The organism is Methylobacterium sp. Leaf89 (assembly GCF_001422215.1).
In the GTDB taxonomy this organism is placed as follows: Bacteria; Pseudomonadota; Alphaproteobacteria; order Rhizobiales; family Beijerinckiaceae; genus Methylobacterium.
On record NZ_LMML01000029.1, the window covers coordinates 854,974 to 878,228 of the forward strand.

Here is a 23,255-nt window from a genome sequence, read left to right on the forward strand (position 1 = left end):
GCGCGCCACGCATAGCCGCTCTTCAGCTAGAACAAAAAGCGTACGCGGACAATATCGCGGCCTTCCGGCAGAGGTTTCGGCCGCCGCGACCGCACCGAATGGCAGTGAGGGAGTTCGCTGCCGACGGTTTGGAAGACGCGGCCCCCGCGGCTTCGGCCGCAGGATTGGGCCGACCCCTGTGGCCTCCGCAGACGGATCAGATGCTTCGCGGTCCAGCGGTCGCGTGAGTGAAGCGGATCACAAAGCAACTGGATGGTTCGCTGAAGCTCCCGACCCGCTCTGCCTAAAATTGAGGGGACCGACCAAAATTTGATCATAAGATAAATTTGAAACACAACTTTTACCGGCTGCTCCGACAGTGCCGCAGCGTTTCGAAGCAGGTTTCATGTGATGTCCGCCGGTCTTTTTTCATCGCTGCGCATTCGGATTCTTCTGGTTGCCCTCGCTCCATGTCTTGCGTTTGCGATGGTCGTGGGCCTTGCCATCACCGAGCGGATGAATGCTCGGACCCGAATGGTCCATGTGCAGGACCTCGTCGGCATGGCGGGCCAGGTCAGCGCCCTGGTGCACGAAGCCCAGCGGGAGCGCGGGGCATCGAGCCTCTATCTCGCCGCCAAGGGAACCAAGTTTCGGTCCGAACTCGATGCGCAGCGCCTGCGGACCGATGCCGCCCGGGCAGCCCTGGACGCGGGCCGGGCCGGCCTCGACCTCGCCGCCTTCGGAGCCGGCGTCGCCCGTCGCAATGCGGCGCTGACCGAGCAGCTGGCGGCGATCGCCCCCCACCGCACGGCGGTCGACGGGCTCGGTCGCACGCCGGCCCAGAACATGGGGCTGTATTCGGGGGTGATCGCGAGCGCGCTCGACCTGGTGCGCGAGGTCTCCCAGGTCGCCGCCAGCGCCGATCTCGCCGCCCGCATCAGTTCCTACTCGTCGTTCCTCGCCCTCAAGGAGCTGGCGGGCCAGGAGCGGGCCGCGGCCTCGGCGATCTTCGGCGCCGGCCAGATCGATCTTGCCGGCCACGAGCGCCTGGCGGGTCTGAGCGCGGGCCAGGGCACCTACGAATCCCTGTTCCGCCTCGGGGCCGAGCCGGAACAGGTGGCCCTCCTCGATGCCGGCAAGGCTGCGCCCGCGGCCCGGGAGGTCGATCGTCTCCGCCGCCTCGTTATCGACACGCCCCCCGGCACGCCGCTCGCCTTCACCGATGCGCCCGCCTGGTTCCGCCTCGCGACCGAGCGCATCGATACGCTCAAGACGATCGAGGACCGGCTCACCGCGGATCTTGGAGCCGCCGCCGGAGCAGCCCGCGCCGATGCCGAGCGGAGCGTCCTGATCTGGGTGGCCGTGGGACTCGCGATCCTGGTCCTCTCGTGCGGCCTCGCCTTCGGCTTCGGGACCGCCATCGCCCGTCCGCTCACCCGTATCGCCGCTTCCCTGACAGCCATCGGCCGAGGCGAGGAAGCCGGCCCGATCCCGCAGAACGGCGCCCGCGAGGTTCGCGCCATCGCGGCAGCGGCCGTCGACTTTCAGGCCAGCGTGGTCGAGCGCCGGCGCATCGCCACGGAAGCCGACCACCTCACCGCCCACGCCGCGGCGGCCCGCCGCGCCGAGATGGTGGCACTGGCCGATCGCTTCGAGGCCCAGGCCAGCGGGATCGTCGAGGCGGTGTCGGCCTCCGCGAGCCAGCTCGAAAGGGCGGCCTATGCCCTCACCCAGGCAGCGACCGATACGTCATCCCTGAGTGGGTCCGTGGCCGCAGCCGCGGCGGAAACCGCGGCCACGGCCGACACCGTGGCGGCAGCCACGGAGGAGCTCAGCGCCTCGGTGCGGGAGATCGGCAACCGCGTCGAGGCCTCGAGCGCGGTCGCCGGTGAGGCGGAGCGCGATGCAGCGCGGATGGCGGAGGATGTCCATCGCCTGGCCCAAGCGGCGAGCAGCATCGGCGAAATCGTCGGCCTGATCACCAGTATCGCGGCCCAGACCAACCTCCTGGCGCTGAACGCCACCATCGAGGCGGCCCGAGCCGGCGAGGCCGGGCGTGGATTCGCGGTCGTCGCCGCAGAGGTGAAGAGCCTCGCGACCCAGACAGCCAGGGCCACCGAAGAGATCGCCGCGAAGGTCGGCGAGATCGCCCAATCGACCGACGCGTCCGTGACGGCCATCGGTGGAATCACCGACGTCATCCAACGCCTGAGTCGGATCTCGGAGGACATCTCGGTGGCCGTCGACCAACAGGAAGCGGCCACGCAGGAGATCGCCCGCAACACGGTCCTGACGTCCGAGGGCACCCGGGCCGTATCCGGCCACATCGTCGGTGTCCGCGAGGCGGCGGATTCCGCCCGCAGCGGGTCGGCTCAGGTGCTTACCGCGGCGAGCGATCTCGCCCGTCAGGCCTCGGCCCTGCGCCGGGAAGTCGACGGCTTCCTGGTCACGGTCCGGGCCGCCTGATCCGCCCTACGGGTTGGTCTTCCAGGGGTTGATGACGCGCATCGCCGTCAGCTCCGGCTTCACGGATTGGTCGACGCTCGCGGGCATCACCTTGCGCGCCTGCGCCATTATCTTCCGGGCCTGCTCCGCTGGGAGAGCTCCGATCGGCAGCATCATCGCGGCGAGCTGGTTGCGGGTGCGCCGATCGACGAATTCCGAGCGCCCGACGCTCTCGAAGTCGCGAACGGTGTGCCGGTCGTCGGGCCGCCCGGTGAAGACCTTCGCGCCGTCCTTCATCACCACGATATCGCCGGGGCGGAGGGTCTCGTCCTTCATGAAGGCGGCCGCGGGGCCGGCCTTCATGTCGAGCGGGGTCTGGCGGTCCGTGACCTTGATCTGCAGGGGCTCGGATGTGGGAAGCGCGGCGTAGCGGATCTTCGGACGCTGGCGCGTGGCCTTTCGGATCGAGCGACGGGCCTGCTGATAGTCGAAGCCGGGATCGGCCACGGGCGCGGGCGCGGCTTGCTGGGCCGGCCGTGCGGGCGCAAAGAGCAGGTCGAACAGGCCGCCATCGGCGCTCTGAGCGCACGCCGGAAGCGTGAGCATCATCAGTCCGAAAACGGGAGCGGCGACAGTGCGCGTGGCTGCGGAGAACGGGATCGTCGGCATCGATGTCTCCGGGTGAGGCGCCCGACGGCGCGCCGAGATGACCCCTTAACAAAAGCACAACCTGAACAGTTCCGAGTTTTTCAAAAGATGGTGAGGGCTGTGCCAAGACTCCGCGAGCCTGCTTTCGCAGCCGAGAAGAGAAAAAAATCCGGCTCGGATCGCATCCGCGGACCGGTCGCCTGATGGTTGCCAGTGAACACCTGGTTCCGCGCCCGCATCAGCGTTCGGCGCGCGACGCGATCCTGGCTGCACGTGCTGCCGGCCGGACAGGATTTCTGCTCGGCGACACGACCGGCCTCGGCAAGACCCTGTCGGTCTGGAGCGCGGTCGCGGCCATGCCCGAGCGCGATGTCCTCATCGTCTGTCCCAAGGGCGCGATGCCCCAGTGGCGGCGCACGATCGCCTTGGCGCATCTCGGCGAGAAGGCGGTGACGCTCACCAATTACGAGCGCACCAAGGCGCTGATGGCGCCGCCTCCCGCCAGCAACCGGCGCTCGACCCGGGCAAAGAACAATGCGCTCGCCCGGCATGGCACACCGAAGCGGACCTGGTCCCTGGTGGTCTTCGACGAGAGCCACCGGATCCGGAACCCGTACGCCCAGCAGAGCCTCGTCTGCCGGCAGATCGCGGATGCGGCCGCCTTCACGATCTATCTCAGCGCCACCGCCGGCCAGGCCCCGCACGAGCTCTCCTATCTCGGGCGCCTGCTGGGTGAGGCCGCGGGCCAGCCCACAGCGACCCTGGCGGACTTCCGAGGTCTGATGCAGCACCTCGGGATCGGCCGGGCCAAGGGCCGCTGGACCAACTGGTCCTGGGACGCGAACCCGCGCGACTGCACGGTGATGGCCGACCTGCTGTTCAAGGGGGAGGGGGCGATCGGCCTGCGCCGGCGCCCCGGCGACATCGCCGGGTGGCCCGAGGTGCAGCGCGCCCTGAGCGCGGTCGCCCTCACGCCGTCCGAACGCCGCCTCTACGACGCGACCTGGCGCGAGTTCCGCCGGGAATGGGGCCTCCTCGGCGGCAGCACCCGCAAGCCGGCCGGCTGGGCGGCGGACCTGCGATTCCGCCAGAAGGCGAGTCTGCTCCGGGTCTCGGGCACCACGGCCTTTGCCGACCTCCTGATGGAGGACGGCCACGCAGTGGCGATCTCGGTGGCCTTCCTGGAGACGGCTTCCGCGCTGGTCGAGGCGATGCGGGGGGCGGGCTGGCGGGCCGACGCGATCACGGGCACGCAGTCGGGCGAGGCGAACGAGGCCGTGCGGCTCGCCTTCCAGACCGGCGGGCTCGACGCCGTCGTCTTCACCGTGACGGAATCGATCTCCCTGCATGCCCACGAGTTGCCGGGGGGCGAGAAGCCGCGCGCGCTCATCGTCCACGACCTGCGCCACAGCGCGATCCAGCTGACGCAGATCGAGGGCCGCTGCCACCGGGACGGACAGCAGGCGACGATCTACTACGCCCTCGCCGAGGGCACGGTGGAGGAGAGCATCGCCGCCACCGTCGTCGGCCGCATGGCCTCGATGGACGCCATGGCGGGCGAGGACACCAGGCTGATCGACGCGATCGCCCAGGCCATCGCCGAGGTGCAGGCCGGCGAGGCGGCCTAGGTCGGCCTCGTTCCGTTGGAACGGGATCGAACCGCCACGGTTGTGGCCATCAGGGTCCCGTCTCGCCGGGGCGCCTACCCCCAACGAGGAGGACCGTCCCGATGGCACGACCGACGCCGAGCCTTGGCCGCCTGATCAGCGAGGGCCTGCGCCATGGCGGCGACCTCGTCGGCCAGGAACTCGAGCTGATGCGGCGCGAGACGGACGGGAACATCCGCGCGATCCTCGGCCTCGTCGCCCGGTTCGGCACCGCGCTCACCCTCGTGGTCGCCGCCCTGGTGATGCTGTTCGTGGCGCTGGTGAAGGGCATCGCCGCCCTGATCGGATCCGAGATCCTGGCGGCGCTCATCGTCGGGGCGCCCTTCGCTGGAATCGCCCTGGTCCTGATGGTCCTGGGCCTGCGCCGGATGGACCGCTCCAACCTGCTGCCGCGTCGCTTCGAGCGCCAGGTGGAGAAGGACGCCGCCCTGGTGGCCAGCCGCGTCGCCGACTGAACCTCAGGCCTTCCGGACGGAACAGAGCAGGGCGTCCTTGTCCACGCCGAGCGCCGCGGCGATCTCGGCCAGGGCCGCGTGCTCCGGCTCGCTGATTCCGGCTTGGTCGGCGACGTCCGCGGCGATCAGGAACACGCTGGTGCGCTGGGCGATCTCGCGCTCCGCGATGGCGGCGACGAAGTGCAGGTTCTCGGCACGGCCGGCGCGGGTGCGGGCGCGGGCGATCCCCTCGAACAGCTCGGCCTCCAGCTTGAGGGTGTCGTAGCCGCGCTCGAGGATCGGATTGGACCGCATGCCGGCGAGCGCGACCTCGATCTCCTCCTCGTCGATCTCGTAATCCGCCAGGATGACGTTGGCCGAGGCCGAGACCGCCGCCTCCATCAGCGCCCGGTCGCCCAGATAGGCGCCCATGGTCTGGGAGAAGCGCCCGACGAACTCCTGAAACACACCCATCCGGCTCCCCGAAGACTTTCAAAATGGGCGGCACCCGGATCTGGCCGGACCGTCCCACGACACCGCTTTCGCATCAAAAGCTTGGCGCCGGAGGCGTGTCAACGCACCTGCCGCTTCACGGCTCGCACGCCTTGGGCGGATAGTCGTGGACGGCTCCCTGCGGGTCGGTCACCCGCCATCCGGCGCCGGCTTCGGCGAGATAATCGGGCCCGGCCGGGACCTTGCCGTGCCCGCCCGGGATGTCGAGCACGTAGAGGGGCTGGGCGAGACCCGAGAGGCGTCCGCGCAGGGCCCGGACGAGGTCGCGGCCCGCGCCGAGATCCGTGCGCAGGTGGCTGGTCCCGGGTGCGAGGTCGCCGTGATGCAGGTAGTAGGGCTTGATCCGGTTCTCGACGAAGCGCCGCATCAGCAGGGCCAGGGTCTCCGGATCGTCGTTGATCCCGGCGAGCAGCACCGTCTGGCTCACCATCGGGATGCCGGCATCGACGAGGCGCGAAACGGCCGCGCAGGCCGCCGGGGTGAACTCGCGCGGGTGATTGGCATGCAGCGCGACGAACACCGCCCCTTCGAATCGCTTCAGGGCCTCGATGAGCTCCGCACCGACCGAGCCGGGGTCCACCACCGGAACCCGGGTGTGGATGCGCAACACCCGCACATGCGGGATCGCCGCGAGGGCGGCGGCGATCTGGGCCAGCCGGCGCGGCGCCAGGGCGAAGGGGTCGCCCCCGGTGACCACGACCTCCCAGATCTCGGGCCGTTTGGCGATGTAGGCGAGGGCCCGGGCAAGATCGGCCTCGCCCAGGGTCCCGAGGCCCTCCGGCCCGACCATTTCGCGCCGGAAGCAGAAGCGGCAATAGACCGGACAGACATGCAGCGGCTTCAGGAGCACCCGGTCCGGGTAGCGATGGACCAGGCCGGGCAGGGGGCTGTGGGCCCCGTCGCCGATGGGGTCGGCCGCCTCCTGATCCTGCGTCTGCAATTCCTCGACCCGGGGCAGGAACTGCAGGGCGATCGGGTCCGCCGGATCGTGCGGATCAATCAGCTCGGCCATGTCGGCGGTGACGGAGACGGCATAGCGGGCCGCCACGGCCTCCAGGGCCGGAAGGTCGGCGGGGGCAACGAGCCCGACGCGGGCGAGGTCGGCCGGCCGACGCAGGGACGGACTCATCGCGCCGTCCCCACCACCGGCGTCCAGAGTACATCCTCGATGTGGCGGGCATCGGTCGCCAGCATGACGAGGCGGTCGAGGCCGAGGGCGATTCCGCTCGCCTCCGGCATGATCGCCAGGGCGTCGAGGAAATCCTCGTCGATGGGATAGGACTCGCCGTAGACGCGCGCCTTCTCAACCATCTCGAGCGTGAAGCGCCGGCGTTGCTCCTCGGCGTCCGTGAGCTCGCCGAAGGCATTGGCGAGTTCGACGCCGCAGGCATAGAGCTCGAAGCGCTCGGCCACGCGCGGGTCGCGCGGGCTCGGCCGGGCCAGGGCGGCTTCGCTTACGGGGTACTCGCACAGGATCGTCGGGCGCCCGAGCCCGAGATGCGGCTCGATCCGCGCCACCAGGACCCGGCTGAACAGGTCGGCCCAGGTGTCGTCAGCGGCGACCCGGAGCCCGGCCCCGGACACGGCCGCCGCGAGCGCCGCACGGTCGGTGGTGCCGTCGGCATCGATGGTGGCGAGGAGGTCGATGCCAGCACGCGCGGCGAAGGCCTCCGCCACGGTCACCCGCTCGGGCTTCGCGAAGGGATCGGCCGTGCGACCGCGATGGCGCAGTGTCGGGACACCCGCCGTCTCCGCGGCGAGCGCCAGGAGCTCGGCCCCGTCGCGCATCAGCGCGGTGTAGTCGGCCCCGGCCCGGTACCATTCGAGCATGGTGAATTCCGGGTGGTGCAGGGGCCCCCGCTCGCGGTTGCGGTAGACACGGGCGAAGCTGACGAGGCGCGGCTCGCCGGCGGCCAGGAGCTTCTTGCAGGCGAATTCCGGCGAGGTGTGGAGGTAGAGCGCCTGCCGCGCGCCGTCCGGACCCAGGGCCTCGGTGGCGAAGGCCGAGAGATGGGCCTCGTTGCCGGGCGAGACCTGCAGCGCGGCCGCCTCGACCTCGACGAAGTCGGCCGCCGCGAAATGCGCCCGGAAGGCCGCGACGATGCGGTTGCGCACCATCAGGGCTGGCCGGCGGTCGGCGTGGCGATGGGGCGCCCACCAGGGGGAGGGGGTGTTCATGCGGCGAGCTTTGCGACCTGCTTCAGACCTGGAATCGACGTCTCGGGAGTGGCGTCTCGCGGAGCGACTGGCAACGGTGGCGCGGATAGGTTAGTGGCGGAGCCAAGATGTCGCTCCCGCGGAGAGATCCGCGTCGGGGTGCCGAGTCGTTTTTCTCAACAAACACAGCAGGACCAGACCCCGTGAAGGTGATCGCCTCTACGCTCCGCAAGGGCAACGTCGTCGACAAGGATGGCAAGCTCTACGTCATCCTGACGGTCGAGAACATCCACCCCGGCAAGGGCACCCCGGTGACCCAGCTCGACATGCGCCGCATCACCGATGGCGTGAAGGTGTCCGAGCGCTACCGCACCACCGAATCGGTCGAGCGCGCCTTCGTCGAGGACCGGGAGCACACCTTCCTCTACGAGGACGGCGAGGGCTTCCACTTCATGAACCCCGAGAACTACGATCAGGTCGCGATCCCCAAGGACGTCGTCGGCAATGCCGCCCCGTACCTTCAGGAAGGCATGGCCGTGATGGTCTCGACCCATAACGGCGTGGCGCTGACCCTCGATCTGCCGCAGCGCGTCGTCCTCGAAGTCACCGAGACCGAGCCGGCGATGAAGGGCCAGACGGCCTCCTCGTCCTACAAGCCCGCGATCCTCTCCAACGGCGTTCGTACCGCCGTGCCGCCGCACATCGCCGTCGGCACCCGCGTGGTGATCATGACCGAGGACGGCTCCTACGTGGAGCGCGCCAAGGACTGACCGCACCGGAGGATCGCGAGCCGGATTCACGGAGCCGGCGCCGTTCCCTCCGCTGCCTCGTAACAGCCCTGCGACAGGCCCTGGGCCCGCAGGCGCTCCTCGGCGGTGAAGCTGCGCGGCCGGTCCGCCCAGAGGTTTTCCCGGCGGAACGCATCGGAGACGCAGGCTGCCGCGCGGGTGCAGGCCTGTGTCTGGCCCCCCGTCGCGACGCAGTTGCGCACGTAGAGCGCCCGGAATTCGGCCACTCCCGCCTGCGGGTGCGGGCCCGTCACGGTCACCAGCCCCAGGAAAAGTCCCATCAGGATCGGCTGGTGGATCAGGTAGATCGCCAGGCTGTGGCGCCCGGCCCAGGCCAGCCCCCGCGCAGGGCGGCCGGTGGGCGTCCAGGTCGCGAGCCGCGAGCGGCGGACGGCGGCCAGGCCGTACAGGGCCGTCGCGACACCGGCGAGAACCAATCCGAACCAGGGAAACAGCGGCACGTAGTCGTTGGTCTGCGGCATGGCGCGCCCGAGTCCCAGGAAGGACAGCATCGGCGCATCGAGGATCCCGCCCGAGATCAGGTGCGGCCCTGCCAGAACGAGCGCCGCGGCGAGAACCGAAGCCCAGCGCGGCAGGACCCGCAGGAAGGGCAGCGCCAGCACGCTCGATACGGCGATGCATTGCAGGATTCCGAAGAAGATGTAACTGGACGGATCGGTGACGACCGTCGCGACGGTCACGAGCAGCGCTGCACCGGTGATCCGGGCCAGCCGCAGAACGAACGGCCGCGCCGCGAAGCGCTCGCCGTTCATCAGCACGAGCCCGATCCCGACGAGGAGCAGGAAGCTTCCGGCGATGCCGTGTGCGGCGAGACGGCCCGACGGCGTCAGCGCATAGTTTTCGGGCGTGAGACGCACCGCCCCGAGATCCCAGGTGGCATGGTAGAGCGCCATGGCCACGAGGGCGATGCCGCGCGTGACATCGAGGGCCGCGTACCGGAAGCGGGGTGCAGCGGAGGAGGGGGGCGGGCGCATCATCGCGCAGGCCCTAGCATCGATCCCGAGCCGTCGCGACGGTCCAGGGTCGATGACAGACTTCGCAGCTTTTCCGCGCCCTTGGCTAACAAATTTTGATCGCCGACGATCCGAGCCCAAAAATACTGAAGCTCAGCGCGAGCTTGGGGCGCGATCGTCGGGGGTCTGCTGTTGCCCCCGCACCGCCCTGCCGAACAATGCGGCATCGAAGTCCAACGAGGATCGCCAAACGGGCTTCCGCCGAGTCATGACTTTGTTAATCTCTGGTGCGGGTCGCGAGACGTGATTCGGTGTGGGTTGCTTACATGTCTGACGAGTTCGGTTCAGGCCCCTTCGGGCAGCGTTCGTCGGGAGAGCAGGACGACACCCGCGCCGTCGAGGGCCAGGGCGCCGAGGCGCAGCGCCCGCTCGACCTCACGGAGGTATCGGGCCGGATCAAATGGTTCGACGTGGCGAAGGGCTTCGGCTTCATCGTGCCGGACGACGGCTCGGCCGACGTGCTCCTCCACATCACCTGCCTGCGTCGGGACGGGCATCAGAGCGCCAGCGAGGGAGCCCGCGTGGTGGTGGAGGCCACGGAGCGGCCCCGCGGCTGGCAGGCCTTCCGGGTCATCTCCCTCGATCAGTCCACCGCGCTCCATCCCTCCGAACTGCCCCTGCCGCGCACCCACGTCACCGTCACGCCGACCAGCGGCCTCGAAACCGCCGTGGTGAAGTGGTTCAACCGCCTGCGCGGCTTCGGATTCCTCAGCCGCGGCGACGGGACGCCGGACATCTTCGTTCACATGGAGACGCTCCGCCGTTACGGAATCGCCGAACTCAAGCCGGGCGAGACCGTTCTCGTCCGCTACGGCGATGGTTCCAAGGGCAAGATGGCCGCCGAAGTTCGGCTCCTCGACGGTGCACTGCCCGCCTCACACTGACGGATGGTCCGGTGGTCACGCGACGTTTGATCGATTGGCGCGACGGGATTCGCGCGCTCCTCGCCCTCGCCCTGCTCGGGCTGCTCCTCGGCCACGCGACGGCGCAGGATGCGGCCTCCGGGCCGACCGAGCCGCTGAGCATCGTCGGCCGCCAGGGGCGGCACGTCTTCGCCGTCGAGGTGATGCGCACCGATGCCGACCGCTCGCGCGGATTGATGTACCGGCGCACCATGGCGCCCGAACACGGCATGCTGTTCGACTTCCAGGCCTCGGCGCCCGTGGCCATGTGGATGAAGAACACCTACCTGCCGCTCGACATGCTGTTCATCCGGGCCGACGGCACCATCGCCAAAATCGCAGCCGATACCGAGCCGCTCTCCACCAAGGTGATCCCTTCGAACGAGCCGGTTCTCTCCGTGCTAGAGCTGAACGCCGGAACGGCCGCGCGTCTCCGGATCCATGCCGGCGATCGGGTGGAGCATGCGCTGTTCGAGCGGACGCCGCGCTAGGGCTGCCTTTGCTCCGATCGAACACACCAAGAACAAACCCTTGACGCTCGATCGATTTATCCCCACTGTTCCCTCAATGTTCTGATCCATTTCGGGACGGCCACGCGGTGGCTCCGAAGCTGGCGAAGAGGGGACATCATGTTCGACCTGCCCTTGGACGACTCGCCTCTGGACGATCTGCCTCTCGACGACCTTTCTCCCGACCACGGGTGCCAGCCGATGGCGATCCTGTTCGAGAACGCCGACTGGTGCGTCGCCGCCGACGGCCTCGTGCATCGCGAGACCGGCTATTTCATCGCGCGGGACATGGTTTCCCAGCGGCGGGGCGACCTCTGGGAATGGCCGATGCATCTGGCCGAGAAGAGCTGGTGCACACCGCGCAGCTTCCGGGAAGCGTTCCTCGCCGCCGTGTCGGCATTCGGGGTCGAGATGGATTCCGCCCTCTCGCAGTCCTTCGCGATCGCCTTCGGGGTGGTCACCGGCGCCGGGACGCGACGGGGCGACGCGGGCTTCGTGCCCCTGGGCGATCTCGTTCGGCCGAAGTCGGCGAGTTCCGGGGTGGCCCGGAAGCGCACCCCGGCCGGCGAGGCCCGTTCGGCGACGCGGCGCGCAGGTTCGCCGGCCGATCCGCGGACGGGCGAGGCGGCACGCCAGCGCGTGGCCCTCTGAGACTGTTCGGCGCGGCGCCGAGCCCTAACTTCCCGGTTGCGATCCAGGATGTCTTCGTCCCGCGCGATCGCTTCTCCCAGTTCGCCCCGGGAACACCATGTCGAACACGTCGGATCATCGCGCTGACACTATGCCGCTCGAGGGCCTCGAGGGACTCCTGACACCGCCCTTTTCCCGGCGCGGTTTCGTCATGACGAGCCTGATGACGGGGCTGACCCTCGCGACGAGTTCCGTCGAGGCCCAGGTCATCAGGACCGACGCCGAGGACATCGAAGCCGGTGAAGTGAAGATCCCCGCCGCCGATGGCCCGATGCCCGGATACCGGGCCATGCCGAAGGGAGAGGGGCCGTTTCCGGTCATCCTCGTCATCGAAGAGATCTTCGGCGTTCACGACTACATCAAGGATATCTGCCGCCGGCTCGCTAAGGTCGGCTACTGTGCGGTCGCTCCCGAGCTCTATGCCCGCCAGGGCGATCTTTCGACCATGACGGACGCGAAGGTGATCATTCGCGATGTCATCTCGAAGACTCCGGACGCCCAATGGATCGCCGACCTGGATGCCGCCGCGGGCTGGGCAGTCTCGGCCTCGCGTGGGGATCCGTCACGGATCGGAACGATGGGCTGGTGCCGCGGCGGCCGTGGCGTCTGGCTCTACGCCGCCCACCGGAAGAACCTCAAGGCGGGGGTCGCGTGGTACGGACCCGTCGGCGGTGAGCGCACCGAGATCCAGCCTCGCACGGCCACGGATCTGGCGGCGGACATCAACGCACCGCTCCTGTGCCTGTACGGTGGCGCGGATACCGGCATCCCGGTCCCGGCCGTGGAAGCCGCGCGGGACAAGGCCAGGGCCGCCGGCAAGTCGGTGGAACTCGTCGTGTATCCGGACGCGCCGCATGGATTTCATGCGGATTACCGGCCAAGCTACCGTGAAGGCGATGCGAAGGACGGTTGGGCGCGGGCCCTAGCCTTTCTCAAATCTCATGGTGTTGGCTAAAAACCTCGCGAAAGCGTGGCACTGAAAGCACAACGGTCCTGCGCGGCGTTCCTTCGGGGCTATTGGTCGGTTCCGCCACATTGACAGCTTCGCGCCTCCGTGGCGCAAGATTGCACTTGGCCCGCCGTTCTGGCCCGAAGAGCGTACCGGACCCATGAGTGCAGTGACCCCATCTGACGCACGTCCCGTGATCCTCGTCGTCGAGGACGAGCCAGATGAGCGGTTCCTCGCGGCCGAGCTTCTCGAAGAGACCGGTTTCCGGGTGATCGAGGCCGAGACGGCCGAACGCGCCCTGGCGATCCTCAATGATCGGGGCGATGAGGTCAGCGTCGTCTTCTCGGATGTCCGCACACCGGGGCCGATCGGGGGCTTCGAACTGGCCCGGATCATCGGCGTCACCTGGCCGCGTGTCCGGGTCCTTCTGACCTCCGGCGATGCCGGGGACCAGCCCAGCGACCTGCGCGTCTCGGCGACGTTCATTCCAAAGCCCTGGCGCGCCGCGGATATCCTGGCGTGGGTCGAGGAGGCCGCCGGACGCCCCGACGACGCAGCCTCCGGGCCGGACGTCATCGGCTCCCCCCTGCGCGGAACCTGAAATTATCATAGATCAGTGGAAACATCGGGGCGCTTGACCGTTGTCCGGGTTCACGCAATCGAGAGGCCGCGCGATGGCCCGAAAGCCGACGATGAACTTTGCCCCATCGGTCCGTGCCCAGCGTTTGGACGAAGCGTGGTCGTCCCTGACCGGCTTGCCCGAAGATCGGATGCTCGCGACACTCGGAAGCAGTCTTCGCGACGTCTATCGAGCGGTTACCGACGCAACGCAGCCCAACGATCTGATGCGACTTGCGGCAATGATCGACGAGCGGCGCGGCCAGTTCAAGCGCTGAATCCCACATTCCGCCGGCCCAGTGCGGCGGGAATACCGCACTCAGACGCGTCGGATTACCGTATGGTTCGGCCCACATTCGATCCGTGCTTCGCGAGGACTGGCCTTCGAAGCTTACGGGCCGCGTCATCGGACTGTCCATGCGTTTCACACTGAGCCTCGGCGTCGCCGCTCTGGGCCTCGCCGCGCTAATCGCGGCGGTCGTTCCAGCCATCGCCGCCGCCCCGCCGAGCCAGCCCGCGGAAGGGCCCGGGGGGGTCGGCGATCGCGCTGCGACCGTCGTGAAGCGCGGCCTCGGCAAGGCCGGCTCCGGCAGCTTCGTCTTCCACAAGGCGGGCGCCGCACCGGCCGAGGGCCGCCCGGTCGTCGTCTTCCTTCACGCTTGGGGGGCCCCCAATCCGCAGGCCTACGGCAGCTGGATCGACCACCTCGCCCGAACCGGCTCGCTCGTCATCTTTCCGCGCTTTCAGGACCTCAACCGGACACGCCCGTCGGAGGCGAGCGCGATCGCCGAGCGCATCCTCAAGTCGACGCTGTCCGACCTGGCGAGCGATGCCGACGCCAAGCCCGACCCAAAGCGGGTCGCAGTCATCGGGCACCTCGCCGGTGCACCGATCGCCGCCAACCTCGCCGCCGACGCGGCCGAGCAGGGCCTGCCGATCCCGCGTCTCGTCTTCGCGATCATGCCCGGCGGTATCGCCAGCGACGCACGTGCCCGTGGGATCGTCCTGCACGATCTCGGCCGGATCGCGCCCGAGACTCTGGTCATCACCGTCATCGGCGACCGGGACGCGCGGGCTGCCGACCTGGCGGGGCGACGCCTTCTGCGGGAGGCCAGCGGCGTGCCGAGCGAGCGCAAGCTGTTCGTGCGCGCCCTCTCGGACGACCATGGGTTTCCCGCCCTGGCCGCGACGCTGACGTCGCCGGCCGGCGTGGATGCCGCCTATGACGGATCGGCAATCAAGCTGCCGCCAGAGCCGCCCCGCGACCCGAAGCAGCCGGCACCACCCTTCAAGTGGTCGCCCGACATGGCCCTCACCGGCGAGCAAACCACCCTGGTCTCCCAGATCAACAATTCCCGCGCCGACAGCCTCGACTATCTCGCCTATTGGAAGACCTTCGACCTCGCCGCGGCTGCGGCCTTCGGTGGAACAGACGCCGCGGGCTTGAAAGCCAACCCGCGCTTCAGCGACATGGAGCGTTGGGCCGACGGCTGGCCGGTCAAACGCCTCGTCGTGGAAACGCCGCGCCCGCCCGCGGCCCAGCCGGCCGCCGCACCGACCCCGGCGACGACGGGTACCCGCCCGAAGCCGGCGGCGTCGCGCCGCCCCTGACGCGCGCGTTCAGCCCCGCCGTACGGCCGGGAGGCGGAAGCCCGCATTCGTGAGGGATCGGGGCTCTGGCGCACGCTTTGCGTGGAGATGTCCGGGTCAACCGGATACGCCGCCATGCCCGATTTCATCGCTATCCTAGCCGCGTCAGCGTTGTTCTGTGGTACCGTGATCGTCCTGAATGGCCTGACGCGCCTTCTGATTCAGATGCACGGACCGATCGGCGATCTCGCGGAGAACGGCTTCGCTCAGTACGGCCTCGCCCTCGCCCTAGCCGGTCTCGTCTGGCGACGCGTCGTCCGCCGCAACGCTCTGTGACGCCGATCCCGGTTTCCGCCCTGCGGCGCCATCGAAGAACTGAGTGAAACGTGCCGTCCATCGCCCGGGGAAAACGTGGCGAACCTGTGACGAACCCAGGAACCGTCCCGCTAACTTGGCGTTATGCTGTCATGAGGTCGCAGCCGATGCTGCACCGTACTTGATGAAGGGTAGAGTCACATGCTCGGATGGGCCGTTACGTTCCTGGTCGTCGCCCTCGTCGCGGCGCTGCTTGGTTTCGGTGGAATTGCCGGTACTGCGATGGAAGCCGCGAAGCTCGTGTTCTTCGTGGCGATCGTCCTGTTCGCCATTTCGGCCGTGATCGGCCTGATGCGCGGTCGTTCGCCGACGCTCTGACGTCCCTCGGCGCAGGCGCGCCGGACGTTTGAAGACATTAAAAGGGCCGCTCACGAAGAGGGGCCCTTTTTCGATGCGGGCGGAGGCGCCGCCACGGACCTATGCGGCCCGGGGAGGGAATGCAGGTGCGGCGGGAACCGCCTCAGCTCGAGGGCTCGGAATTGGTGGCCGAGGCGTCGAGTTTGGCGATGAGATCGCGGAATCGATCCGGCACCGGTTGTTGCACGATGGTGTCGTACATGGCCCGCAGGTGAAGCCCGATGCGCTTCTGGGTATGATCACTCAGGCCCTGCTCGGGCAAAGAGTCGCCTGTCTTCGGGTCGGCGCCCTCGGGTGAGGGGCCGGCACCCGGTCCGTTTTCGTCCATACGTCGGTCCCCTTGGATGTCGACAAGCGACATCGCCGCGATTGTTTTGCGGCTTCACATAGGCCATGGCTGCACCTGCAACGCTGGTGTGAACAATCGGTTCCCGCTCAGCGGAACGGAGCCCTGCATTCCGCGTTGTGGCGGAGGCGCCCGATAGAACGGCAAAGCCAAGGGGATATAATGTCGACAGCTCAACTCGTCGTTCAGCATCTGCCGTACCTGCGTCGTTATGCGCGGGCGCTGACCGGCAGCCAGGTTGCTGGCGACGCCTACGTGGCAGCCACGCTGGAAACACTCGTGAACGAGCCGGAGACACTCGGCCGCAGCTCCAACGTAAAGGCCGACCTGTTCCGCGTCTTCACCCGTATCTGGAACTCGCTCTCGGTGAACGGCCAGAGCGAGCAGGTTCAGCATGATCTGCCGGCGGAAGTCCGCCTCGGTCAGATCACGCCCCTGCCGCGCCAGGCCTTCCTGCTCTCCTGCCTCGAGGGCTTCTCCGAGGAGGATGCCGCGATCATCCTCGACGTCGACGTCAGCCAGGTCCGCGACCTCGTGGACGAAGCTGGACGCGAGCTTGCCGCCGACATGGCGACCGAGATCCTCATCATCGAGGACGAGCCGCTGATCGCGATGGATCTCGAAGCGCTCGTGGAAGGCCTGGGCCACAACGTGATCGGCGTCGCACGCACCCGCACCGAAGCGATCAAGATCGCCTCCGGCGGCACGCGCCCGGGCCTGATCCTGGCCGACATCCAGCTCGCCGATGGCAGCTCCGGGCTCGACGCGGTGAACGACCTCCTGAAGACCTTCGAGGTTCCGGTGATCTTCATCACAGCCTATCCCGAGCGCTTCCTCACCGGCGAGCGGCCCGAGCCGGCCTTCCTCATCGCCAAGCCTTTCCAGCCCGCCAACGTCTCGGCGGTGATCAGCCAAGCGCTGTTCTTCCAGCAGAGCGCGCGGCGGCGCGAGGCGAAATCGGCCTGATCGTCCGCCAAGCGCGTATTGGCCGCCTGCTAGGATCGGCTTACGAGCGACGAAACGAACCCCGGTCCAGCGGCCGGGGTTTTTTCACGCCACCTTCACGGGCCACCGCCGCCCGGAAAACCGGCACAAAAAAACGGGTCGGATTTGCTCCGACCCGCTGAAAGGTTCCGGCCTATGCACAAGGGGAATGCGGGGGAGGACCAGGCGGCCGGGTGCAGGGACAACGACCAGCGCGCGGAGCGGTTCCGATCCGGCATCTCGGCGAGCGCTTTTTTCCTGTACCTATGCAAATTCGCCACGGGATCCGAGAGGCCCCGGGCCATGGCCTTGGCAATTCAGAGAATGCGACGCATCGCCTTAAGGACTGGATATCCAGATCAAAAGGGTTAAGGAACCGTTGTTTCCGGTCTGCGTTGAGCTGACAACCTGTCAAGCTCTGCGCGGAGATTAAGACAATGTCTCGGTCTGGCTTCTTTCTCAGCGTGAGTGGACCGGCCGCCGTACTGACGTTGCTGATCCATCCGACGATCCGCCTGGCGGCCGATCAGTGGGCGCCGGCAACCAAACCGGTCGCTTCGCTTGCGCAGCAGGAAAATCCCGAAATCCGCGACATTCCGGCAACAGTCGGCCATGTGCATCTCGCATCCGTTCCGAGTGCGGCACCGCGTTCCGAGCCGGTTGCTCCCGCTCTGGGGAGGACGGCCAGCGACAGGGAGCTGCTCCGGCTGCGCAAGCCGCTCCAGGAAGGCTGCGAGCGGGCCATCAGTTCCCTGGCCGGTCCGGAGGCTCGTCGTATGGTGCCGGGCCGTTGCATGACCTGACCGAGACCGATCGAACAATTGAGACATACGAAAACGCCCCGTTCTGCTCGAACGGGGCGTTTTCGTAGATTCAGAAGGTACGAAAAAGGCGCGTAGCCCTTGAGGGCCACGCGCCGAGACGGGTGCTACTCGTCGCCGGGACGGCCGGAGCCGCTCGACTGACCGCCCTTGCGGCCCGCATTCGAGGCCAGCTCGCGATCTTGCGAGAACGAGCGCTTCTCGGCCGGCACGCTGCGGCCGCCCTTGCTCGCGATTTCCCGCTGCCGTTCGAGGTCCATCGATGCGAAACCTCGCTTCGAGGTGGAATTTCCTGATGCCATCAGCGCCTCCTCAGATTTGCGTTCACTGCCAAGACAACCTTTGCCAATATCGATGGTTCCTCATCTGATCGCTGAGCGAGCAGTCCAGGCCCCGAGGATTGGCGATTAATTTAAGCTTAACCGTTAGATGTAGAGGCTGTTCTGACGGGCTGAGGCCCAGGCGGATCGCTTCCGCTGGGGGCGCCGCAGCCCGCGGGCCGTCGGGGTCTGGACAAAGGGGCGCCGACCCGCATTGGATGCGCCAGGATCGTGCCGGACCGGGAGGGACGTCGCGTCACGGGAGCCCGACTCAATGACCCTCGAGACAGAGGTTTCGTCCCTTCGCCAGGTGCCCCTGTTCCGCGGTGTCGAGCCGTCGCGCCTGAAGCTTCTCGCCTTCACCAGCGAGCGCGTGCATTTCGAGGCCGGCCAGCAGCTCTTCGCTCGGGGCGACGCGGCCGATGCGGCCTATCTTCTCCTGGAAGGTTCGGCGGAGGTCTCCATCGACGGACCGCAAGGTCCTTTTCGCCTGGCGCTGCTGGGCGCGAACGCCCTCGTGGGGGAGATGGGCATCCTCGCCGACCAGCCGCGCTCGGCGACCGTCGCCGCCGTCGATCCGGCCATGGCCCTGCGCATCGATCGGACGGTCTTCCTGGAACTTCTGGCGCAGTTCCCGCCCATCGCCATCGCGGTGATGCGCGAACTGGCGCTCCGCCTCGAACAGACCAACCAGCAGCTCGCCCAGAGCCGGGGCTGAGGGCGAAGGCCAAGCCGCGTGCCTACGGGGAGGCCGGGTAGGTGATGAACTCCATCAGGGAGCCGTCAGGGTCTCGGAAGTAGAGGCTCACCCCGGCGCCGGCGGCACCGTTGCGCTCCACGGGTCCGAGCTCGATCGTCACGCCCAGCGACGCGAGGTGGTCGGCGGCCTGCTCGATCGTGCCCGACCAGCGAAAGCACAGATCGCTGTTCCCCGGCTGCACGGGGATCCGCGCCAGCGGCGTCGCGTTCACCCCCGGCCCGTGCACGTTCAGCTGGACGCCGCCGAAGCGATAGACGAAGGCCGACCCGCGGGAGATGATCTCGGCCCCCATCACGTCACGATAGAACGCGTTCGAGCGCTCCCAGTCCGTGACGTGGATGACGCAGTGGTCAAGATGGACGGCGGGGGCGAGGTCGGCCAGAGGGGCGCCCGCATCGATCTCGGAAAGCACCTGCGTTTCGACCATCGTCACCCGTACTCCGGAGCCCATGGCGGCCCGGAGCCATCATGGAAGTCCCGTTCGCGCGATGCAATGCGCGGGGCGCAGCCCGGCTCGCCCCGCCGTCATCATCCGATCTCGGACGCCTCCGCCGCAGGGCTGCTCGAGCACGCAACTGCTTACCTGCGGCGGGAATGACACAACGTCGGCGCCCCGGGAGCGGTAGTCAGGGGACAGAGCCGTCCTCCGACGCGTCGAAACGTGGAGCTGTCCATGCCGTCCCGCCGCCTCATCCTCGGCCTGATCCTGATCGCGCCCCTCGCGGCATGCCAGTCCCGTGGCCCCGTGAACCTGGCCCAGGACGACGAAGCGGCCTGGTACACTGGCACGATGCCGGACAAGCCCTACGACGTCCCCCTGGTCGACAAGTCCCGGCTCGATCCGAAGTATCGCCGGCAGGTGGTGCGCTACACCGGTCCGGAGAAGCCCGGCACGATCGTCGTCGACATCGACAACCGGCAGCTCGCCCTGGTGCAGGAGGACGGGACGGCGGTGCAGTACGGCGTCGGCGTGGGCAAGCTCGGCTTCTCCTGGAAGGGCCAGGCCCGGGTCGGACGCAAGGGTGTCTGGCCCGACTGGAGCCCCACCACCACGATGGTCTCCCTCAACCCGGACCTGCCGCGCACCCGAAAGGGCGGCGTCGACAATCCCCTCGGCGCCCGCGCCCTCTACCTCTACCAGGGCAACCGCGACATCCTCTTCCGCATCCACGGCACCAACGAGCCCTGGAGCATCGGCGAGCAGATGTCGTCCGGTTGCGTGCGGATGCTCAACGAGGACATCGTCGACCTCTACGAGCGGGTGCCCGTGGGCACGCAGGTCCTGGTCAGGCGCAACGGCAAGTACCGCGTCTGAGCCGCCGCGCGGCGCCGACAAGTCCTGAAGCCGTGCCGGAGCGCGCCCCATGACCATCACGATCTCCAGTCTTCAGCCCGTCATCGCCCTGGCCGCCGGCGTGCTGATCCTGATCGTCCCGCGGCTGCTGAACTTCATCGTGGCGATCTACCTCATCCTGGTCGGACTGATCGGCCTCGGCGTCTTCCGCGCGCTCGGCTGATCCGGCAACGGCTCCGTTACAGCGGGCCCGAAGCGTCACGCGGTGCCCGCCTGGAGAAGCCGTTCATCTTGCGTTGCAGCAGAAGATGGTCCAACCCGCCGTGTTAGGCATGGGGCAGTGTTCACTCCTGCAAGCGGACGGATACAGATGGGCAAGTGGGTCTACTCCTTCGGTGACGGCAAGGCCGAGGGCCAGTCGTCCATGCGCAACCTCCTGGGCGGGAAGGGCGCGAACCTCGCGGAGATGTCGAATCTCGGTCTTCCGGTACCACCCGGTTTCACCATCACGACCGAAGTCTGCACGTACTATTACGACCACGGACAGCAGTATCCGGACGAGCTTAAGAGCCAGGTCAAGGCCGCCCTGGACGCCGTCGGCGCGCTCACCGGACGCGGCTTCGGCGATCCGGAGAACCCGCTCCTCGTCTCGGTCCGCTCGGGCGCCCGCGCCTCGATGCCGGGCATGATGGACACCGTGCTCAACCTCGGCCTCAACGACATCACGGTCGAGGCCCTGGCGCAGGGCGCCGGCGACCCGCGCTTCGCCTACGATTCCTACCGCCGCTTCATCACCATGTACTCGAACGTCGTCCTCGGCGTGGAGCACCACGCCTTCGAGGAGGCGCTGGAGCACTACAAGGAAGGCAAGGGCGTCAGCCTCGACACCGAGCTCGGGGCCGAGGACTGGAAGCACCTCGTCGGCAAGTACAAGGCCATCGTGAAGGCCGAGCACGGCACCGATTTCCCGCAGGCCCCCGAGGACCAGCTCTGGGGCGCCATCGGCGCGGTGTTCGATTCCTGGATGATTCCGCGCGCGAAGAAGTACCGCGAGCTGAACAGCATTCCGGAGAGCTGGGGCACGGCCGTCAACGTCCAGGCCATGGTGTTCGGCAACATGGGCGACACCTCGGCCACCGGCGTCGCCTTCACCCGCAACCCGTCCACCGGTGAGCGCGCCCTCTACGGCGAGTTCCTGATCAACGCCCAGGGCGAGGACGTGGTGGCGGGCATCCGCACCCCGCAGGACATCACCGAGAAGGCCCGCATCGAGGCGAAGTCCGACCGTCCGTCGATGGAGCTGGCCATGCCCGACTCCTATGCGGAGCTGGTGCGGATCTACGGCCTCCTCGAGAACCACTACCGCGACATGCAGGACATGGAGTTCACCATCGAGAGCGGGAAGCTCTGGATGCTCCAGACCCGCAACGGCAAGCGCACCGCCAAGGCGGCCCTGCGGATCGCCGTCGATCTGGCCGCGGAAGGCCTGATCACCGAGGAGGAGGCCATCGGCCGCGTCGAGCCCGCTGCCCTCGATCAGCTCCTGCACCCGACCATCGACCCGAAGGCCGAGCGCAAGGTCATCGCCGCCGGCCTGCCGGCCTCGCCGGGCGCCGCCACCGGCGAGATCGTCTTCAACTCCGAGGATGCCGAGGCCGCTCGCAAGGCCGAGCGCAAGTGTATCCTGGTGCGCGTGGAGACCTCGCCGGAGGACATCCACGGCATGCACGCCTCCGAGGGCATCCTCACCACCCGCGGCGGCATGACCAGCCACGCGGCCGTGGTGGCCCGCGGCATGGGCAAGCCCTGCGTCTCCGGCGTCGGCTCGATCCGCGTGGACTACAAGGCCGGCACCCTCTCGGTCGCCGGGACCACCCTGAAGGCCGGCGACAAGATCACCATCGACGGCTCGACGGGCCAAGTGCTCCTCGGCGAGGTGGCGATGCTGGAGCCGTCCCTGTCGGGCGAGTTCGCCACCCTGATGGGCTGGGCCGACAAGGTGCGCACCATGAAGGTCCGCACCAACGCGGACACCCCGACCGACGCGCGCGCTGCCCGCAACTTCGGCGCCGAGGGCATCGGCCTGTGCCGCACCGAGCACATGTTCTTCGAGGGTGACCGCATCGTCGCCGTGCGCGAGATGATCCTCGCCGACGACGTGGAGGGCCGCCGCGCGGCGCTCGCCAAGATCCTGCCCTACCAGCGCCAGGACTTCGTCGAGCTGTTCACGATCATGTCGGGCCTGCCCGTCACGATCCGCCTCCTGGATCCGCCGCTGCACGAATTCCTGCCGCATACCGACGAGGAGGTCCGCGACGTCGCCACGAGCACCGGCGTCTCGGAGGACAAGCTGCGCCGCCGCATGACGGAGCTGCACGAGTTCAATCCGATGCTCGGTTTCCGTGGCTGCCGCCTCGCCATCGCCTTCCCGGAGATCGCCGAGATGCAGGCCCGGGCGATCTTCGAGGCTGCCGTCCAGGCCGCCAAGGAGACCGGCGCGCCCGTCACTCCCGAGGTGATGGTGCCGCTCGTCTTCACCAAGATGGAGTTCGACATCGTCAAGGCCCGCATCGACGCCATGGCGAAGGCCGTCGCTGCCGAAACGGGCGGCACGGTTGATTACCAGGTCGGCACGATGATTGAGCTGCCCCGGGCTGCGCTCCGGGCCGGCGACATCGCCGAGACGGCGGAGTTCTTCTCCTTCGGCACCAACGACCTGACGCAGACCGCCCTCGGCATCTCCCGCGACGATGCCGCGACCTTCCTCGGCGCCTACACGCAGAAGGGCATCCTGGCGGCGGATCCGTTCATCAGCATCGATCAGGAAGGCGTCGGCGAACTCGTGCGCATCGGCGTGGAGCGCGGCCGGGCGGTTCGTCCCGACATCAAGCTCGGCATCTGCGGCGAGCACGGCGGCGACCCGGCCTCGGTGGCGTTCTGCCAGGACGTCGGCCTCGACTACGTGTCGTGCTCGCCCTACCGGGTGCCGATCGCCCGTCTCGCGGCCGCCCAGGCGGCTCTTGCCGCCAAGGCCGCAAAGGCTGCCAAGTAGGATCGCACGAGGGGCCGCGGCGA

27 protein-coding genes are annotated in these 23,255 nt (G+C 68.3%); 19 read left to right on the top strand and 8 right to left on the bottom strand.

Features of this window, described 5'->3' with window-relative positions; translation table 11 throughout:
* Positions 1–390: 390 nt before the first annotated feature.
* Positions 391–2,445, top strand: coding sequence for a nitrate- and nitrite sensing domain-containing protein (locus ASF18_RS19315; RefSeq protein WP_056354164.1), 2,055 nt, complete (start codon positions 391–393; stop codon positions 2,443–2,445).
* Positions 2,446–2,451: 6 nt separating this feature from the next.
* Here the strand turns inward: ASF18_RS19315 and ASF18_RS19320 are convergent, their stop codons facing one another.
* Positions 2,452–3,093, bottom strand: a complete 642-nt coding sequence (locus ASF18_RS19320) for a hypothetical protein (protein ID WP_244472757.1) — start codon at positions 3,091–3,093, stop codon at positions 2,452–2,454.
* Positions 3,094–3,275: 182 nt separating this feature from the next.
* On the opposite strand from ASF18_RS19320, the gene ASF18_RS19325 reads away from it, so the two are divergent.
* Together ASF18_RS19325 and ASF18_RS23230 are read left to right on the top strand one after the other, a co-directional pair.
* Positions 3,276–4,700 carry an SNF2-related protein gene (locus tag ASF18_RS19325; protein WP_056354167.1) on the top strand — a complete coding sequence of 475 codons (1,425 nt, stop codon included), beginning with the start codon at positions 3,276–3,278 and terminating at the stop codon, positions 4,698–4,700.
* 101 nt (positions 4,701–4,801) lie between these two features.
* Positions 4,802–5,194, top strand: coding sequence for a phage holin family protein (locus ASF18_RS23230; RefSeq protein WP_082487734.1), 393 nt, complete (start codon positions 4,802–4,804; stop codon positions 5,192–5,194).
* A gap of 3 nt (positions 5,195–5,197) precedes the next feature.
* On the opposite strand, the gene ASF18_RS19335 is transcribed toward ASF18_RS23230, so the two are convergent.
* The 3 genes from ASF18_RS19335 to epmA all read right to left on the bottom strand — a co-directional run bounded on the left by ASF18_RS19335 (position 5,198) and on the right by epmA (position 7,864).
* Positions 5,198–5,647: a hypothetical protein gene (locus ASF18_RS19335; protein ID WP_056354170.1), complete on the bottom strand. Its 450-nt coding sequence runs from the start codon at positions 5,645–5,647 to the stop codon at positions 5,198–5,200.
* 115 nt (positions 5,648–5,762) lie between these two features.
* Entirely contained in the window at positions 5,763–6,815 is a 1,053-nt protein-coding gene (locus ASF18_RS19340) for a lysine-2,3-aminomutase-like protein (protein ID WP_056354173.1), read from the bottom strand.
* Positions 6,812–7,864, bottom strand: coding sequence for an EF-P lysine aminoacylase EpmA (gene epmA, locus ASF18_RS19345; RefSeq protein ID WP_056354175.1), 1,053 nt, complete (start codon positions 7,862–7,864; stop codon positions 6,812–6,814). The genes ASF18_RS19340 and epmA overlap by 4 nt, the downstream gene beginning before the upstream one ends.
* A gap of 182 nt (positions 7,865–8,046) precedes the next feature.
* On the opposite strand from epmA, the gene efp reads away from it, so the two are divergent.
* On the top strand, positions 8,047–8,613 hold the full coding sequence (efp, locus tag ASF18_RS19350; RefSeq protein ID WP_056211320.1) for an elongation factor P: 567 nt from the start codon (positions 8,047–8,049) through the stop codon (positions 8,611–8,613).
* 26 nt (positions 8,614–8,639) lie between these two features.
* Here the strand turns inward: efp and ASF18_RS19355 are convergent, their stop codons facing one another.
* On the bottom strand, positions 8,640–9,629 hold the full coding sequence (locus tag ASF18_RS19355; RefSeq protein ID WP_156649997.1) for a heparan-alpha-glucosaminide N-acetyltransferase: 990 nt from the start codon (positions 9,627–9,629) through the stop codon (positions 8,640–8,642).
* Positions 9,630–9,931: 302 nt separating this feature from the next.
* On the opposite strand from ASF18_RS19355, the gene ASF18_RS19360 reads away from it, so the two are divergent.
* The 9 genes from ASF18_RS19360 (at position 9,932) to ASF18_RS23235 (ending at position 15,616) form a co-directional block, all read left to right on the top strand.
* Positions 9,932–10,549, top strand: a complete 618-nt coding sequence (locus ASF18_RS19360) for a cold-shock protein (protein WP_056211323.1) — start codon at positions 9,932–9,934, stop codon at positions 10,547–10,549.
* A gap of 71 nt (positions 10,550–10,620) precedes the next feature.
* Complete coding sequence (locus tag ASF18_RS19365; protein WP_244472777.1) at positions 10,621–11,058, top strand: DUF192 domain-containing protein; 438 nt, start codon at positions 10,621–10,623, stop codon at positions 11,056–11,058.
* A gap of 138 nt (positions 11,059–11,196) precedes the next feature.
* Positions 11,197–11,727, top strand: coding sequence for a hypothetical protein (locus ASF18_RS24345; protein ID WP_200917648.1), 531 nt, complete (start codon positions 11,197–11,199; stop codon positions 11,725–11,727).
* A 130-nt stretch (positions 11,728–11,857) separates the two neighbouring features.
* Entirely contained in the window at positions 11,858–12,721 is an 864-nt protein-coding gene (locus tag ASF18_RS19375; protein WP_056354178.1) for a dienelactone hydrolase family protein, read from the top strand.
* A 154-nt stretch (positions 12,722–12,875) separates the two neighbouring features.
* Positions 12,876–13,316 carry a response regulator gene (locus ASF18_RS19380; RefSeq protein ID WP_056272453.1) on the top strand — a complete coding sequence of 147 codons (441 nt, stop codon included), beginning with the start codon at positions 12,876–12,878 and terminating at the stop codon, positions 13,314–13,316.
* A 91-nt stretch (positions 13,317–13,407) separates the two neighbouring features.
* Positions 13,408–13,611 carry a hypothetical protein gene (locus ASF18_RS23935; protein ID WP_156394037.1) on the top strand — a complete coding sequence of 68 codons (204 nt, stop codon included), beginning with the start codon at positions 13,408–13,410 and terminating at the stop codon, positions 13,609–13,611.
* 139 nt (positions 13,612–13,750) lie between these two features.
* Positions 13,751–14,944, top strand: coding sequence for a hypothetical protein (locus tag ASF18_RS19385; RefSeq protein ID WP_056354593.1), 1,194 nt, complete (start codon positions 13,751–13,753; stop codon positions 14,942–14,944).
* 114 nt (positions 14,945–15,058) lie between these two features.
* Positions 15,059–15,259, top strand: a complete 201-nt coding sequence (locus ASF18_RS19390; RefSeq protein ID WP_056354182.1) for a hypothetical protein — start codon at positions 15,059–15,061, stop codon at positions 15,257–15,259.
* A gap of 180 nt (positions 15,260–15,439) precedes the next feature.
* Positions 15,440–15,616, top strand: coding sequence for a DUF1328 domain-containing protein (locus ASF18_RS23235; RefSeq protein ID WP_003599466.1), 177 nt, complete (start codon positions 15,440–15,442; stop codon positions 15,614–15,616).
* 142 nt (positions 15,617–15,758) lie between these two features.
* On the opposite strand, the gene ASF18_RS19395 is transcribed toward ASF18_RS23235, so the two are convergent.
* Entirely contained in the window at positions 15,759–15,983 is a 225-nt protein-coding gene (locus tag ASF18_RS19395) for a NepR family anti-sigma factor (RefSeq protein ID WP_056354185.1), read from the bottom strand.
* A gap of 180 nt (positions 15,984–16,163) precedes the next feature.
* Here ASF18_RS19395 and ASF18_RS19400 point away from each other — a divergent pair, with 180 nt between their 5' ends.
* Both ASF18_RS19400 and ASF18_RS23940 read left to right on the top strand, forming a co-directional pair.
* The gene (locus tag ASF18_RS19400; protein ID WP_055953119.1) at positions 16,164–16,967 is read left to right on the top strand and encodes a response regulator; all 804 of its coding nucleotides are present in this window, start codon (positions 16,164–16,166) and stop codon (positions 16,965–16,967) included.
* A gap of 455 nt (positions 16,968–17,422) precedes the next feature.
* Positions 17,423–17,788 (top strand): hypothetical protein, encoded by a 366-nt coding sequence (locus tag ASF18_RS23940; RefSeq protein WP_156647990.1) that lies wholly within the window; start codon positions 17,423–17,425, stop codon positions 17,786–17,788.
* Between the two features lie 125 nt (positions 17,789–17,913).
* Here the strand turns inward: ASF18_RS23940 and ASF18_RS19405 are convergent, their stop codons facing one another.
* Entirely contained in the window at positions 17,914–18,108 is a 195-nt protein-coding gene (locus tag ASF18_RS19405) for a KGG domain-containing protein (RefSeq protein ID WP_055953126.1), read from the bottom strand.
* Between the two features lie 292 nt (positions 18,109–18,400).
* Between ASF18_RS19405 and ASF18_RS19410 the strand changes: the two genes are divergently transcribed.
* Positions 18,401–18,844: a Crp/Fnr family transcriptional regulator gene (locus tag ASF18_RS19410; RefSeq protein WP_056211334.1), complete on the top strand. Its 444-nt coding sequence runs from the start codon at positions 18,401–18,403 to the stop codon at positions 18,842–18,844.
* Positions 18,845–18,866: 22 nt separating this feature from the next.
* On the opposite strand, the gene ASF18_RS19415 is transcribed toward ASF18_RS19410, so the two are convergent.
* On the bottom strand, positions 18,867–19,313 hold the full coding sequence (locus ASF18_RS19415; RefSeq protein ID WP_056211336.1) for a VOC family protein: 447 nt from the start codon (positions 19,311–19,313) through the stop codon (positions 18,867–18,869).
* Positions 19,314–19,559: 246 nt separating this feature from the next.
* On the opposite strand from ASF18_RS19415, the gene ASF18_RS19420 reads away from it, so the two are divergent.
* The 3 genes from ASF18_RS19420 to ppdK all read left to right on the top strand — a co-directional run bounded on the left by ASF18_RS19420 (position 19,560) and on the right by ppdK (position 23,232).
* On the top strand, positions 19,560–20,201 hold the full coding sequence (locus ASF18_RS19420; protein ID WP_056211338.1) for a L,D-transpeptidase: 642 nt from the start codon (positions 19,560–19,562) through the stop codon (positions 20,199–20,201).
* A 49-nt stretch (positions 20,202–20,250) separates the two neighbouring features.
* Positions 20,251–20,403, top strand: coding sequence for a DUF3096 domain-containing protein (locus ASF18_RS23240; protein ID WP_082487738.1), 153 nt, complete (start codon positions 20,251–20,253; stop codon positions 20,401–20,403).
* A gap of 147 nt (positions 20,404–20,550) precedes the next feature.
* Complete coding sequence (ppdK, locus tag ASF18_RS19425) at positions 20,551–23,232, top strand: pyruvate, phosphate dikinase (protein ID WP_056354189.1); 2,682 nt, start codon at positions 20,551–20,553, stop codon at positions 23,230–23,232.
* Positions 23,233–23,255: the final 23 nt, after the last annotated feature.